Consider the following 15,380-nt stretch of genomic DNA (forward strand, 5'->3'; position numbering starts at 1 on the left):
AAGGTAATATAATTTATTAAAACAGCTATCGGTGGTGAGAATTATTTTCAAGATACCGGTGATTACCACTCCGGTTCTTGGCAGAATTTAGTTTTTGATAAATTTAATCGAAGTGTATTTCTTTCCATCAAAATAGCGGAGCAAATAAAATCCTTGTTTTAACGAAGAAGTATTTATCCGGGTATGAATATCCTCGGATAACAGCTCGTGAATTACTCTTCCATTAATATCATAGATGGAAACCATTTTATTTTTTAACGTTCCTTTCAACACAAGGAAATCATCACAAGGATTGGGATATAATTTCAGAACAGAAGATATTCCATTCTGATTTTCTACACCGGTAAAAAAAGGAAGCTCTATTAATTTACCACCCGGTTGAATACCTTTTTGAGAAGTAATAGTTTTCAAAGAAGTTACATTTCCTGTAATGGGATTGATCCGCATCAACACATCGTCCTGAGAGATATTGACGATACCATATATTTTTCCATCCGACATGAGATCAAAATTATCCATGGTAAATTGTGAGAAATAATGCTGAGTTAATGTAGAAGGGTAATTATATATATTGGCGAAGGAGGTATCTGTTAAATTTAATTTCCAAATCATACCATACCCCAATGAATAAGTAGGGTCGTAATTAATCCCGATAAAAAGTGAATCATTTATGAAATGATGGGAACGTTCAAAATAGGAGGATACAATCGGGTCCGTTAAATTTAGTGCAAAGGTCAGACTATCCCCAATAATATCATAGATGAAAAGGTTGCCGATATTGGTAATTCCTGTTCTTGCACTCATACCTGAAAATTTTGTTCTTGCCGGGTTAAAGGAGAGGTCACCCATCGATCCATTTCCAATGATACCATTTACACCGTACCTTAGCAAGGTATCAAACTGAAGTGTTAATGGATTTAATCGATAAATATATTCTATGCTGAAATTGGTCTTGTGATAACAGATCCCGTAAAAATTACCATCAGCACCCATTTGAAAGTAACGGGGAGATTTAAAACCGGGAATTGTATCGAAGTTGATGACTTCAGCATAAATTCCGGTTTGAATGGTATAGTTGAAGACTGCGCCATCCGGGAAGGAATCTGAATGTTCCACACATCCCCAAATGACACCATTTTTTTCGATGAGATTGCCTTGTAAAGAAGTGGTTTCAAAAAGACTCCTGTCCTGAAAAGTATGTACCACTTCCATGGTGTCCCCGGAAGAAGAATATTTCACAAGGTATTTGTCAAAGTAATATTCAGAGCCCGCATGGATTCCATATAAATTTCCATCTGAAGCAGCCACATAACTGCCGATAGGAAAATGTCCAGTTGGATATTGGTCAAATACAAATTCATTGTTTACAGTTTCGGTAATGGGATCAACGGAGACAACAACTCCATCAAATGCAGGGGTCCCGCTGAGAATACTGTTTCTATACCCGTAAAGCCGGCCATTTGGATGTTTTATAAAGCTGTTTTCTACAATACTTCCATTGCGTTCGCTATTGATGGTATCGACCATAGTGAGAAATCCTGATGATGCATCGAAACGAAAAACAACACCATCATTTATGCCAGGAACGTCCTCCGCACTTCCATAAAAAATACCCGGCACACCTTCGCATAAAGCATTACGCACTTTAGAGATGCCATTGAAATGATGCAGTACCGAATATTGATTTCCTGATGTATCGAATCGATAAATTGTACCACTATTGTTTAAACCACCCTCAGAAGTAGTACCATATAAAAACCCGTCGCTTGCTATGAGAAGTGGTCCATGGGGCTTTGTTCCGCCAATGATATCAAACGAATGTAAACGTGTAAAAGTGTTTGAATTCAACTCGAGTTTGAAGAGATGTCCCAGAGCAAATTGTCCACCTGTTTTCCCTACACCGTAAAGGTTCCCCGGCGAATATTCAATCAATTTCCCCGTACACCCTTCATTGTTGAAATGATGCAAAACGGAATAGACATTCGTAACCGGATCAAAAGAATAAATCACACCAAAACCGAACGTTCCTCCTTCGTTGGTTGATCCGTAAAATAAACCGTTAGCAGCTTTCATCAATCCCGAAAGCGGGCGCATGCCATCGCTACCATTCAACAGGTGCAGGACCGTAAGCACGTTGGTATTTATTTCATATTTATAAATACTTCCATTCCCTCCTCCTTCTGTTGAAACACCATACATGACAAAACCGGAATCAATATATAAATCATTGCAAGGGAATTTCACGGCATCGCCACTTTTTATCTCATAAATTTGGGTGTAAACACCATCGTAAGGATTGTATTTAAAGATATTTCCCTTTTCCCGAAAAGTTCCGGCACCGGTAGTACCGTAAATCATGGAATCGGGCCCTGCTGTCAACGCCCCGCCGGATGGTAAATAGCCGATATATGTCCGGTAATAGTCAAATTCATTGGTAACGACGTTGCTTCCGATAGCATAGTTCAAAATAGATCCGCTGTTTAATCCTCCACCCAGCCGGGTTCCCCAAATCAGGTTGCCCGGTTGTGCCACCAACCGAACAGTAAGAAAAAGTAATGCTATGACAGAAAGCCTGGGGTAAGAAATGGTCATGGTATTTTTGAGAAATGGAAGTTACGGTTAGTTTTTGAGAAGATAAAATCTACAGAGGTGATTTTAAAATGAACGGATCCCGCACGGCATTTGTATCTTTATAGGGTAAAGATCGTACAATTCCATTCGCCAAATACCGTTATACAAAATACAAACGTTTCCCCTTACCTTTGCCATATGTCCACCGCCGAGAATAATTACCGTGAGTTGCTGGAGAAGCTGGACGCTTTCATCCGGAAGTATTATACCAACCAGCTGATAAAAGGGGGAATTTATGCCTTTGCATTGCTCCTTGGCTTCTATCTGGCTGTCACCTTGCTGGAGTCGTTCGCCTGGTTTAGTCCTGCAGTTCGCTCTGTTTTGTTCTACACCTATCTCGCCGCTACTGCTGCCGTACTCTGGAAGCTGGTGCTTACACCCCTCTTCAAACTTTATAAACTGGGCAAGACGTTAAGCCGTAACGATGCCGCGAAAATTATCGGAGAACATTTCCAGCCGATTCGCGATAAGCTCCTGAATACCCTGCAGCTTCACGATCAGGCGAATGCCGAACCGGAACATCTCGCCCTGATTCATGCCTCTATCAACCAGAAAAGTGCTGAATTACGTCCTATCCCTTTTACCTCAGCCATCGATTTGCGTAAAAACCGCAAGTATCTTCCTTATGCCGCTTTCCCCTTGCTCGCATTGGTGATCATCCTCTTTGCCGCCCCAAGTCTGATCACCGATCCTACCCGCCGTTTACTGGAACATGGCAAGAGTTTCTCCAAGCCGGCCCCCTTTTCATTTCAGGTGACTAATGATAAGTTACAGGTGGTGCAGTTTGAAGATTTCACGATTGATGTGAAGATGGACGGTAAGGAGATTCCTGCAGAAGTATTTGTAGAGGTAGGAAACAATACCTTCCGTCTCGAAAAGGAAAATCTTACCGACTTCCATTATACCTTCCGCAATGTGCAGGGCAATACCGATTTTCGTCTCGTGGCAGATGGTTTTTTCTCGGATGATTTTTTATTGAGCGCTGTCCCTAATCCTGTCATGGTTGACTTCACAGTGGAGCTCGACTATCCTGCCTATCTCGGAAGAAAAAATGAAGTGATTAAGAATACCGGTGATCTACTTGTACCCGCGGGAACCCGTGCCACGTGGAACATCGGAACACAGAATACATCGGAACTTCGTATACGCTTCACCGATAGTACCTATGCTTTGCGTGAAGCGGAGAATAACCGATACACCTTTAAGCGCCGACTTCAGAGTAGCAGCAGTTATGCTATCAGTACAGGAAATAAATTCTTGCAGTCGAAGGATTCAGTGGCCTATACCATCAATGTGATTCCCGATCAGTATCCGCTCATTGAAGTGGAGGAGCAGAAAGATTCCGCCTCTTATCAGCGTATTTATTTCCGGGGTATGGTGCAGGATGATTATGGGTTGAGTAAACTACAGTTTCGCTATCGTTTTCTGAAAAGAGAAGGAGAGAGCGTGAATGAAGAAGCGATTGCCGCGGCGATATCTTTCAATAAAGGACTCTCTCAGGACCAGTTTTTCCATTTCTGGGATCTGGGGGCTGTGAGTCTGAAGGCGGGAGATGAACTGGAATATTATTTTGAAGTCTGGGATAACGATGGCGTGCAAGGTCCTAAGAGCGCAAGGTCGGTGAGCAATGTTTTCAAAGCCCCATCATTGCAGGAGTTGGCAAAGGAGAATGAATCGCAGAACAAAGCCCTGAAGGAAGACATGAGCGAGAGCATTAAGAAGGCAAAAGAATTGCAGAAAGCCCTCAACGACCTCCACAAAGATCTCCTCAACAAAAAGAACCTCGACTACGAAGACCGTAAGAAGGTCAGCGACATCTTAAAGCAACAAAAAGAACTCGAGAAGAAAGTAGAGGAAATACAGAAGCAGCAATCACTCAATAAACAGCAGCAGAACGAGCTTCGCGCACCGGATCCTCAGCTGGCCGAGAAGCAAAAGCAGTTAGAAGAACTCTTCGAAAAGCTCATGACACCGGAGATGAAGAAGATGATGGAAGAGCTGGAGAAGATGATGGCACAAATCGACAAACAGAAACTCCAGGAAACGATGGAGCAGATGAAGTTGGACAATAAAGACCTCGAAAAGCAACTCGACCGTACGCTGGAACTCTTCAAACAAATGGAGTTGGAGCAGAAAATGAAGGAGACAGCCGAGAATCTGGAGAAGTTAGCGGAAGATCAGGAGAAGCTGGCGGAGAAGAATGAGGAGAAAGGCAGTGAGTCGGAGAAGTTGAAGGAAGAACAGAAAGAGCTCAACAAGGAATTTGAAGAGATCAAAAAGAACATTGACGATATTGAGAAGAAGAACGAGGAGCTGGAATATTCCCAGGAGATGAAGGATTTCGATAAAGAGCAGGAAGAAATCTCTGAAGAAATGGAGAAAAGCGAACAAGAGCTATCTCAGGGACAAAAGAAGAGCGCGAAGAAAAAGCAGAAGCAAGCGGCTGAGAAAATGAAGGAGCTTAGTCAGAAGATTAAGCAACAGCAGAAAGAGAAAGAGGAAGAACAGAACGAAGAGGATATGCAGGCCATGCGAGCATTGCTGGAGAACCTCTTGCGATTCAGTTTTGACCAGGAAAAACTACTAGAAGAAGCGAAGGGCATTGATATCAACAACCCACGCTATCTAAAGCTCGCTCAGGAACAACGAAAACTAAAAGATGATGCGAAGGTGTTGGAGGATTCATTGTTGGCGCTGAGTAAAAGGGTAATACAGATTGCATCTAGTGTAAACGAACAGATAACCGACATCAACAACAATACGGAAAAGGCACTCGCTAATTTACAGGACCGTCAGGTGCCACAGGCAAGGGCGAACCAGCAGTTCATCATGACGGCGGTAAATAATCTGGCGCTTATGCTTAGTGAGTCGCTGGATCAGATGCAGCAGCAAATGTCGCAGAACATGCCGAGCAACTCCAGCTGTAAAAAGCCCGGACAAGGTAAACCCAAGCCCGGACCCAATGCAGGAGATATTAAGAAGATGCAGGAAAAGCTCGGTCAGCAGTTGAAGGAGATGAAAGAGAAGATGCAGCAAGGGCAGAAACCCGGCGGCAAACCCGGACAAGGCATGAGCGAGGAGTTGGCCCGAATGGCAGCACAGCAGGAAGCACTGAGAAATGCCCTCAATCAACTCAATCAGCAGGAAAACAAGGATGCTCAGGGTAAACTGGGAGATCTGGGGAAGATAGCCGAGCAGATGGAGCAAAACGAAAAGGACATTGTCAACAAAAGAATCACCGAGATTACTATTAAACGCCAACAGGAGATTCTTACTCGTCTTTTGGAATCAGAAAAAGCAGAGCGGGAACGTGAACAGGAAGAACGCCGGGAATCCAACGAGGCCAGGGATATTTACCGAACCCCACCTCAGTTTGAAGACTTTAAAAAGCTAAAAATCCGTGAAAACGAGCTTCTGAAATCCATTCCTCCCGGATTCAGCACTTTCTACAAAAACCTCGTTAACACCTACTTCCAAAACCTCCAGAACTAATCCGCCGTAGGCAGCGACGGGAGCCTGTCCCACTCTTTGAGAGGGCAGCGCAGCGGGGGAGCCGGGGGCGGGGGGGGGGGGGTAGCAGTAGTAGATCCGGGGGGCCGGAGGGAGCCGAGTAGCCGAAGGGTATAGCAGCATAAAAGCCACGTAGCCGGAGGGAATCACCCCATTAAACTCAAGCAACAAAAAGGGATCAGCAGTAAAACCGCCTAACCCCATTTACATTCGAATACAAATGTTTATTATCCGACTATAACCCCACTCCTCATTTTTCTTTGCATGAAAATTCCATGCATGTCTTACCTGGAGCAACACTATTATTATAATCCTCAAAATCGAAATTTCGCTCGAAAACTTCGTAATTCAAGTACTAAAGCTGAATGCTGTTTGTGGAAATACGTCCTAAGGGCCAGCCTCCTGGAAAATGCAGCGTTTAACCGGCAAAGACCTATTGATCGTTATATTGTCGATTTCTTGTGCAAAGAACTTAAGCTAATTATAGAGGTGGATGGAAGTATCCATGATATAGAATCAGTTTATAAAAAGGACATTATCCGCCAGAAAAAACTTGAAAGTCTTGGCTTTCATATAATTCGATTCACAAACACCGAAGTCTTAAGGGACATAGACTCTGTACGTGAATCTATACGAAATACAATCATCCAATTGCGAGAGTCACCCTCAACAACCTAAGTGAAACAAAGCCGGGGCAATCATACTCCCCTCTTCGAGGTGGGAAGCAAAGCTGGGGGATCATACCCCCCTCTTCGAGGGTGAAGCAAAGCTGGGGGAGTTCCAACACCTAAAAGTTAGTAAATATCTTTTCCCTTAACTTAGCACCATCGGGAACTTCGTAGTTTCGTACCCTTATAGGAATGCAAACATCTCTAATAGGGATATGGAGAAGGATAAAAATGCAGTTTCTGATACCATGATTCACATGAACACTGAAAAGCAATCATCAACTATGCAAATTTCCTCACAGCCGGAAAGCATTAACCTGGTAGAGAAACTTATTGACGAGATAAAGAGTGAGTACAATGTGCACGAAGAGTGCTATGGAAATATGTTAGTCGCCGTGACCGAGGCAGTGAACAACGCTATTCAACACGGTAACAAGTATGATCCTGATAAAAAAGTAATTATCTCTCATGAAGTGGAACCGGACCAGATCTCTTTTATAATCACCGATGAAGGAACCGGGTTCGATTTCATGAACCTCCCCGACCCTACTGATCCGGATCACCTGGAGAAGCCTACCGGTCGTGGTGTCTTTCTTATGAAACATTTGGCTGATCAGATTATTTTCTCTGAAAACGGTCGTGTTGTTGAGCTCTATTTCAAAACAGGCGGACATATAGCCGAATAGAATCCGGTTCAATTTGAAATCGGAGACTTGCTTTAAGTAGCAAGAATATGCTCCTATGCCCCTATAAACGTACTGTACAGCTTCCGGCATTGCGATTTTGCTACTTTCGCAGGGAGATTTACTGTACCCATGATATCCTTCTTTACAGCCGATATTACTTACGCTTTACGCTCCAGAGGAGACTTACGGTTATGGCTAGCCGAAGTCGCGAAAAGGGAAGGATATAAGCTGGATGAACTGAACATCATTCTTTGTAGCGACAATTATCTATATAAGCTAAATGTTGATTTTCTGAAGCATGCTACATTAACGGACATCATCACTTTTGATAATTCAACCGCAAAAGGGAGGATTTCCGGCGAGCTGTATATCAGTTTGGATAGAATACGCGATAACGCTAAACAATTGAAAGTGAATTTAAAAGACGAGCTTCACCGTGTAATGGTACATGGACTTTTACATCTCTGCGGTTATTCAGATAAAAGCAAGGCGCTGAAGAGTAAAATGAGAGGCCTGGAAGATAAATATCTTTTGATTAGGCAAGTTAAATAATTAATTAACAGCTTTTTACAACAAATCATAGCGTTTCTGCTCGAATTATTTCTAAATACCATCATTGTCCCGGTATTAATCTTTAGCGAGTCTGTGTTCCACCACTCTTTCGTATTTCCCTCCTTGTCTTAAGAAGTTAGAATGAATTTTCTAAAACATCCTATTTTAATAACCAGGTGGAATTGTAAAATTCACAACCGCCTGTTTATAACCCCGTTCATTTCTTGTTAATTTACTTGCATAATTTATTGATATACAGTACATTTGTTTTAAGTTGTCTAGATGTTAAAAACTGTAATCACTAAACGTTTCACGTGGAACTATGAACTATCCGGAATATGATGTAATTGTGGTTGGTGCAGGTCATGCAGGTTGTGAAGCTGCTGCCGCCGCCGCCAATATGGGATCAAAGGTATTATTGATGACCATGAATATGCAAACGATTGCCCAAATGAGCTGTAATCCGGCTATGGGAGGAATCGCAAAGGGTCAAATTGTGCGGGAAATTGATGCTTTAGGAGGCTATTCGGGCATCGTAAGCGATCGAAGTGCTATTCAGTTTAGAATGTTGAACCGATCGAAAGGTCCCGCGATGTGGAGCCCCAGAACACAAAATGACCGTATGTTATTTGCTGCAGAATGGAGGAAAATGCTGGAGCAAACGCCCAATGTGGACTTCTGGCAAGACATGGCGAATGGTATTGTAGTGGAGGATGGACGTGTTACCGGGGTTAATACTTCAATGGGATTAGTGTTTAAAACAAAGGCTGTAGTTCTAACAAATGGCACCTTTCTAAACGGGATTATTCATATCGGAGAGAAGCAATTTGGAGGGGGTAGAACAGGCGAAAAGGCGGCGACAGGGATCACGGAGCAACTCGTTGGATTAGGCTTTGAAAGCGGTCGAATGAAGACCGGAACCCCACCCCGATTAGATGGCAGATCCCTGGATTATTCGAAAATGGAGGTGCAGGAAGGAGATCCGGAGCCGGGTAAATTTAGCTTTACCAATACTCCAAAGCTTGCAAAACAGCGTCCATGCCATATCACTTATACCAATGAAAATGTCCACGAAATACTCCGTACCGGCTTCGAACAATCTCCAATGTTTACCGGGCGGATTCAAGGCCTTGGACCCAGGTATTGCCCAAGTATTGAAGATAAGATTAGCCGTTTTGCGGATCGGGACAGACATCAACTTTTTGTTGAACCGGAGGGCTGGGAAACGGTCGAAATTTATGTGAATGGATTCTCATCTTCACTCCCTGAAGATGTTCAATACAAAGCTCTAAAATTGATTGCTGGTTTTGAAAACTGCAAAATGTTTCGCCCGGGCTATGCCATCGAATATGATTATTTCCCACCAACTCAATTGACCCATACGCTTGAAACGAAGCTTGTGGAGGGTCTCTATTTTGCCGGACAGATCAATGGAACTACCGGATACGAGGAGGCGGCCTGCCAGGGTTTAATGGCTGGAATCAATGCGCACCGGAAAGTGAACGGTCTTTCGTCTATTGTACTTGGCAGGTCTGATGCTTATATCGGAGTTCTTATCGATGACTTAATTACAAAAGGTACGGAAGAACCATACCGCATGTTTACAAGTCGAGCTGAATTTAGAACTTTATTGCGTCAGGATAATGCTGATTTAAGATTAACACCTTTAGGATATGAAATTGGTCTTGCAAGTCAGGATAGATTTGAAGTTGTAAAATTCTAAAAACATTGATTATCAAAGAGTTATAAAAATAATGCGCGAAACATCATTTTCTCCGGAAGAAGTAAATCCTTGGTTGGAGGAAATAGGAACAGATCCAATCCGACAAAAATTGCGAATGATTAATATACTCACTCGTCCACAAGTTGGACTTTTTGACATGATTTCAAATGTTGAATCAGTGAGAAATTTGATAGGGGCGATATCGAATGATCCTGAGGTAATCGAGCAAGCGGAGATAAATGTAAAGTATGAAGGCTATCTTGAGCGCGAATTTGACCTGGCGCAAAAGATGAATAGATTGGAGGATGTACGAATTTTCGATGATTTGAATTACGATGAAGTGAAAAGTTTGAGCGCAGAGGGGCGTCAAAAGATGGCTAAAATTCGCCCTAAAACTTTGGGGCAGGCAAGTAGGATCTCCGGAGTTAGCCCTGCTGATATATCGATTCTGATGGTTCATCTGGGCAGATAAGTGCGCAATTACCTGTCATTGTTTCACGTGGAACTAACCGTTATAAAAGTGTTGTCTCCTGGTGAACTCTGATAGAATGTCGAATTATGACTGGTTTTTGAACCGTTAGAAAAGTGTCGAATGACAAGTAGAATACGGATTGGGATCCCAAAAGGTAACCTTATTCAACCGTTAGAAAAGTGTCTTCTGAAGCGCAAAATTGATAGATGGCCGGTAGTTTAGATCATTTGAAGGAAGGGTTAAGGTGCTGTCCCTGTCAAAAATGAAGGTTAAGAGCCAGACTCCCTGAGTCGTTGCCTGATCGGAATTATTATATTGGAGGATTAAAGTGTAAAAGCATGAGTTATATCTTGTTAAAATGGGTCGGAATAGTGTAAAAGAGAACTTTTATAGAGATATTTAGACTATCCGTACCCGTATAGGAGACCGTTAGTAAAGTGTTTTCTATAGGCAATTAGGAGTTATTCCGGGGAAATATCGGATGGAAGAAATCTCGTTTAAAGAAATTCATGTTCATGTATCCCATTCAGCCGGTATAAAACAGACGGGAAAGAAGCTATATTATCTATATAAATTGTACATTTATACTCTGAAAACGACTAACGTTAACGCATAACCGAATATATGTCCGAATTGCTGAATATTTGCCCTGCCTGTAATGCTTCTACCTTTATTCCCTATTTGGAAGTCAAAGACCATTCGGTTTCACATGAAACATTTCAGTTGGTGGAATGTACCTCTTGTGGTTTAGTATTTACCAATCCACGCCCGGAACCGGAAGCAATTGGTAAATATTATAAATCAGAGGAATATATCAGCCATACCAACAGTTCGGCTGGTCTGATGAATAAGGCCTATCAGTTGGCTAGAAAGCGTGCGATTGTAGGGAAAATGAAAGTACTGGAGTCCATGAATCCTGACCCGCGAATGTTACTCGATTATGGCTGTGGAACAGGGGAGTTCCTGGCTGCTGCTAAGGCAAAAGGATGGGTTTGCGCCGGTCTTGAACCCGATGAGGGTGCACGGAATCAAGCACGGAAGAATCATTCGCTGAATGTGGAGGATCTGTGTTGATTATTGCGGTGCCCAATAGAACATCGTACGATGCTGAAGTATACGGACCCTACTGGGCAGCTTATGATGTCCCGCGTCACCTCTACCATTTTAGTAAAAAACCCATGCTGCAATTGATCGAAAAAGCAGGTTTCACGTGTCACAGCGTACAACCCCTCTTCTTCGATCCGTTTTATATTGCCTTGCTGAGCGGTAAGTATAAAAATGGGTCCTCTAACCCGGTGACCGCAGCATTTACCGGACTGCAAACGACGCTAAAAGGGAAAAAAGATATCGAGAAGAATTCATCCTTGCTGTACATTTTTAAAGTGGCAAAATGATCAAATAAACGTAGTACAGAATATTCAATAGACGGAAGAATAGCAATGTAGGAACGCGGATTAAGCGGATGTAGAGATTCGCGCGGATTTATTTGATACCAATTGCTGAGAGAATTCTCATTAATGTTGAGGAGAATTTTGATTTTGAGAAGCTTATTAAAAATTCAGTGACTCTTCTTAAACAGGAACGAACATGAACATAAGGCCATATGTTGTCTCAGATCAAAATGAAATAATTCACTTATTCAGACTTAATACTCCAACCTATTTTTCGCCCGATGAAGAGAGGGACTTGCTTAAATATCTTGAACGGTATAGTGCCAATTATTATGTGGTTTATGACGATTCAACACTAGCAGGATGCGGAGGAATTAATATTTCAAAGGATGGAAAAACCGGAATGATCAGCTGGGATATCTTCCATCCCCAATATCAGGGAAAAGGATGGGGAACCCAATTGTTGAACTATCGCTTACAGAAACTTGCGAAGATCAAAAACATTGAAAAAATTATTGTACGTACTTCTCAGCTTGCACACAATTTTTATGAGAAGAATGGGTTCGCGCTTGTTGAAACGGTGAAGGATTATTGGGCCCCCGGATTTGATTTGTATCTTATGGAATATACTCACCCTATCTAGTTCCTGAAATTTCAATTTTTAAACAAGACAACTAGTCAGAAATTTAAGTCAGGAGTAGTCCTGCTCGAAAAAGCAGGTATTGAACCATTAGAAGAGTGTACAGGTTCTTAACTGTTTGCTTTTAATAACTATTTCATTTCTACTGTTTAACATTCATATTCTACAATAACTTTACGTAAAATTAAACTATACCATGAAGAAAATTTTACTCCTCCTTATTGGATTATCACCACTAGTTCTAAATGCTCAAATCACGATCAATAGCAGCCATCTCCCTACTGTGGGACATAGTTTTGTAGATGCTATAGACGATACGTATAGTGCGCCAATTCTTCCGGGCGGAGCAAATCAAAACTGGAACTATACCAGTTTGCAGAATTTGGATCAGGATACTACCACCTTTATCGCGGCGGCCACGACACCATACGGTCCATCATATTTTCCATCTTCTAATATGGCTATACATACGCCTGAAGACAGCCTCTATCTCTATGTAACTACGAATACGGGAGGACTTTATATCGACGGCTATTATTTCTATACCAGTCAGGCACCCTTTGGCCAGAACGCCATTCCTTTCATCCCTTCTTATCTTTTCATCCCTACACCATTTACCTACCTCGATACGCAAACCAGCTATTATAAATATGTCATCGATATAGATACAGCGCTCCCGTATATCCGCTTTGTGCATCAGGTCAATCAGGCTTTCGTTGGAGATGGATATGGAGCATTGCAGTTACCCACGGCTACCTACCCCAACACACTGCGAATAAAAGCCACGGAGACCATCATCGATTCATTGCTGGCAGATACCATTGGTAATGGTTCTTATTTCATGATTGATCCTCCTACCGTTTCTCAACAGTCCAGCTATTATTGGCTGCAAGCTGCTCAGCCGGTCATCCTGCTTACGATTTCCGCGGATAGTTTGGGAACGACGGGTGAAAGTTCCAGCTATGTCCTTTCTTCAACAACATCCGTTCAGGAACCACAACCGGAAACGAAAGCTAACGTTAATGTGTATCCGAATCCTGCCAACGGATTAGTGAATGTCTCTATGTTGAAAGAAGGGACCTCTAACACGATTTTCAGACTTTTTGATATGCAAGGCCGTGTGATACGTGAAACATCGCTGGAAGGCATCCAACAGTATGGATTCTATGTGAATCATCTTGAACGGGGTGTTTATCTCTGGTCAATAGACGACGCCGGCGCGCAGGGAAAACTGGTGGTGGAATAGTTTATTCAATTTTGCCGGAAGGGTATGTTTTTCAAATCGAAGACTATTCGGTTTGAGTAGTGATGTTTGGTTTTTTCGTAATATGTAGTAACTCATTGGTTATTGGGTCAGGGAAAATATTTTAGTGAATAGTTATATCGTAATGTGAGGAAGATCATTTTTTTATCAAATTAATTTTTGCAGTTTTGATGAACGTTGAGGAATAAAACTATTTCGGCATTCTCTCTTTTCTGATACTGCTTCTATTATGAACCGACCGCTCTATGTCCGCTATGCGCTACCATTTCTGCAATGGTATGTGCTGATGATTCTGGCGACAATTCTTATCGATTATATTCTTCATCGCATAGGAATGGTTTATATTGGTCGTTATCTCGGCTATGTGGGAACGGCTACCATACTATTATCTTTTATCTACTCCTTACGGAAAAGACAGTATATAAAAGCAGGCTCACCCAAGGATTATCTTAAATGGCATGAGTACATGGCCTGGGCCGGTGCGGTAATGATATTTGTTCATGCAGGTGTGCATTTTAATGCAATTCTTCCCTGGTTGGCAGTGATCATGTTACTGATAGCCGTTGCCAGTGGCTTAGTGGGAAAATTCTTATTGAAGAAGGCGAACGAAACGTTTAAAGAAAAGAAGATAGCCTTAGCGAAAGAGGGTTTGACAAAGGAAGAAATAGAAAAGAAATTATTTATTGATACGGTGACTGTCGACATCATGAAGAAATGGCGGGTGGTGCATCTCCCCATTTCTTTACTCGTCGGGCTATTATCCCTCTTACACATCATCAGCACCTTTATCTACTCCAAATGAATAAGTGGATCGTATATGGTATTTTATTCATATGCATACTTTTGATGTATTGGTTTCCGCATGCGATGATCAATCCGGGTCAGTTGGTAGAAAGACATCGGCAACTCGACAACGAGTGTTCAGCCTGTCACGATGCCTTTCGGGGAATCTCCACTACAAAATGTATCTCCTGTCATCAATTGGAAAACATTGGCAAGGACAGTACTGCTCCGGCTTACGACAGACAGCTGAAAGAAAAAATACTGTTCCACGATAAACTGGTAGTCAAGGAATGTACCAACTGTCATAGTGATCATCAGGGCCTGCATCCACCCGTAGGTGTTGCCCGGTTCAACCACGAATTCTTATCTCCTCCCGATCAGGGAAAATGCAGTTCCTGTCACAATAGACCGGAAGATAAATTACATCAGCTTTTCACTTCCGAATGCAAATCTTGCCATACTACCGACGACTGGAAAAAGGGAGCAAGCTTTAACCATGGACTTCTTTCCGTCAATGCACTCAACAATTGCAGTTCCTGTCATGCGAAGCCGCAAGACAACATGCATAACTTTACGCAGCAGAATTGTACGAGTTGCCACGATACTTCGCACTGGAAGCCATCTACCTTTGAGCATAGCAGGTACTTTGTTCTCGACAGAGATCACAACGTGAAGTGTGAAACCTGCCATACCGAAAATAATTTTAAAGCGTATAGTTGCTACGGATGCCATGAACATACTCCGGCCAAAATTCGTTCAGAGCATATGGAAGAAGGAATTACCAATTTTGAAAACTGCGTCCGTTGTCATAAAAGTGCTGACGAACATGATATACGTATGGGGGAAGGAAGCGATGGTAAGCAACTCAATGAACAGGAGAAGCAGCAGGTGAAAGGATATATTGAAAAGCAAGGTAAAAAGAAAGAGAAGGACCGTGAAGACAATGATTGATCGGTTTTCTGAAGATGTGCTGTTTAGGCAATAAGTATAGCTTAATAATTGCCTTAGAAAATTCTGAGAACCTTCACCCTTTCTATATACCATTCGTTATTAATTTGAA

General features: G+C 42.3%; 11 protein-coding genes and 1 pseudogene. 11 read left to right on the forward strand and 1 reads right to left on the reverse strand.

What is annotated here, in order from left to right:
- Positions 1-87: 87 nt before the first annotated feature.
- Positions 88-2,592, reverse strand: coding sequence for a T9SS type A sorting domain-containing protein (locus IPJ86_05865; GenBank protein ID MBK7886836.1), 2,505 nt, complete (start codon positions 2,590-2,592; stop codon positions 88-90).
- 177 nt (positions 2,593-2,769) lie between these two features.
- Here IPJ86_05865 and IPJ86_05870 point away from each other — a divergent pair, with 177 nt between their 5' ends.
- The 11 genes and pseudogenes from IPJ86_05870 (at position 2,770) to IPJ86_05920 (ending at position 15,271) form a co-directional block, all read left to right on the forward strand.
- The gene (locus IPJ86_05870; GenBank protein ID MBK7886837.1) at positions 2,770-6,123 is read left to right on the forward strand and encodes a DUF4175 domain-containing protein; all 3,354 of its coding nucleotides are present in this window, start codon (positions 2,770-2,772) and stop codon (positions 6,121-6,123) included.
- Between the two features lie 297 nt (positions 6,124-6,420).
- A complete protein-coding gene (locus IPJ86_05875; protein MBK7886838.1) occupies positions 6,421-6,819 on the forward strand; it encodes a DUF559 domain-containing protein in 399 nt (132 codons plus the stop codon).
- 274 nt (positions 6,820-7,093) lie between these two features.
- A complete protein-coding gene (locus IPJ86_05880; GenBank protein ID MBK7886839.1) occupies positions 7,094-7,495 on the forward strand; it encodes an ATP-binding protein in 402 nt (133 codons plus the stop codon).
- A gap of 129 nt (positions 7,496-7,624) precedes the next feature.
- Complete coding sequence (gene ybeY, locus IPJ86_05885; GenBank protein MBK7886840.1) at positions 7,625-8,047, forward strand: rRNA maturation RNase YbeY; 423 nt, start codon at positions 7,625-7,627, stop codon at positions 8,045-8,047.
- A 322-nt stretch (positions 8,048-8,369) separates the two neighbouring features.
- A pseudogene (mnmG, locus tag IPJ86_05890) lies at positions 8,370-10,242 on the forward strand (tRNA uridine-5-carboxymethylaminomethyl(34) synthesis enzyme MnmG).
- A gap of 624 nt (positions 10,243-10,866) precedes the next feature.
- Positions 10,867-11,316, forward strand: coding sequence for a hypothetical protein (locus IPJ86_05895; protein ID MBK7886841.1), 450 nt, complete (start codon positions 10,867-10,869; stop codon positions 11,314-11,316).
- Positions 11,310-11,636: a hypothetical protein gene (locus IPJ86_05900; protein MBK7886842.1), complete on the forward strand. Its 327-nt coding sequence runs from the start codon at positions 11,310-11,312 to the stop codon at positions 11,634-11,636. The genes IPJ86_05895 and IPJ86_05900 overlap by 7 nt, the downstream gene beginning before the upstream one ends.
- A 193-nt stretch (positions 11,637-11,829) precedes the next feature.
- Positions 11,830-12,276: a GNAT family N-acetyltransferase gene (locus IPJ86_05905; protein MBK7886843.1), complete on the forward strand. Its 447-nt coding sequence runs from the start codon at positions 11,830-11,832 to the stop codon at positions 12,274-12,276.
- A gap of 193 nt (positions 12,277-12,469) precedes the next feature.
- Complete coding sequence (locus IPJ86_05910) at positions 12,470-13,519, forward strand: T9SS type A sorting domain-containing protein (GenBank protein ID MBK7886844.1); 1,050 nt, start codon at positions 12,470-12,472, stop codon at positions 13,517-13,519.
- A 247-nt stretch (positions 13,520-13,766) separates the two neighbouring features.
- Positions 13,767-14,339, forward strand: coding sequence for a hypothetical protein (locus tag IPJ86_05915; GenBank protein MBK7886845.1), 573 nt, complete (start codon positions 13,767-13,769; stop codon positions 14,337-14,339).
- The gene (locus IPJ86_05920; protein MBK7886846.1) at positions 14,336-15,271 is read left to right on the forward strand and encodes a class III cytochrome C family protein; all 936 of its coding nucleotides are present in this window, start codon (positions 14,336-14,338) and stop codon (positions 15,269-15,271) included. The genes IPJ86_05915 and IPJ86_05920 overlap by 4 nt, the downstream gene beginning before the upstream one ends.
- The last annotated feature ends 109 nt before the right edge of the window (positions 15,272-15,380 follow it).

It is taken from the genome of Bacteroidota bacterium, from assembly GCA_016713925.1.
GTDB lineage: Bacteria > Bacteroidota > Bacteroidia > AKYH767-A > OLB10 > JAJTFW01.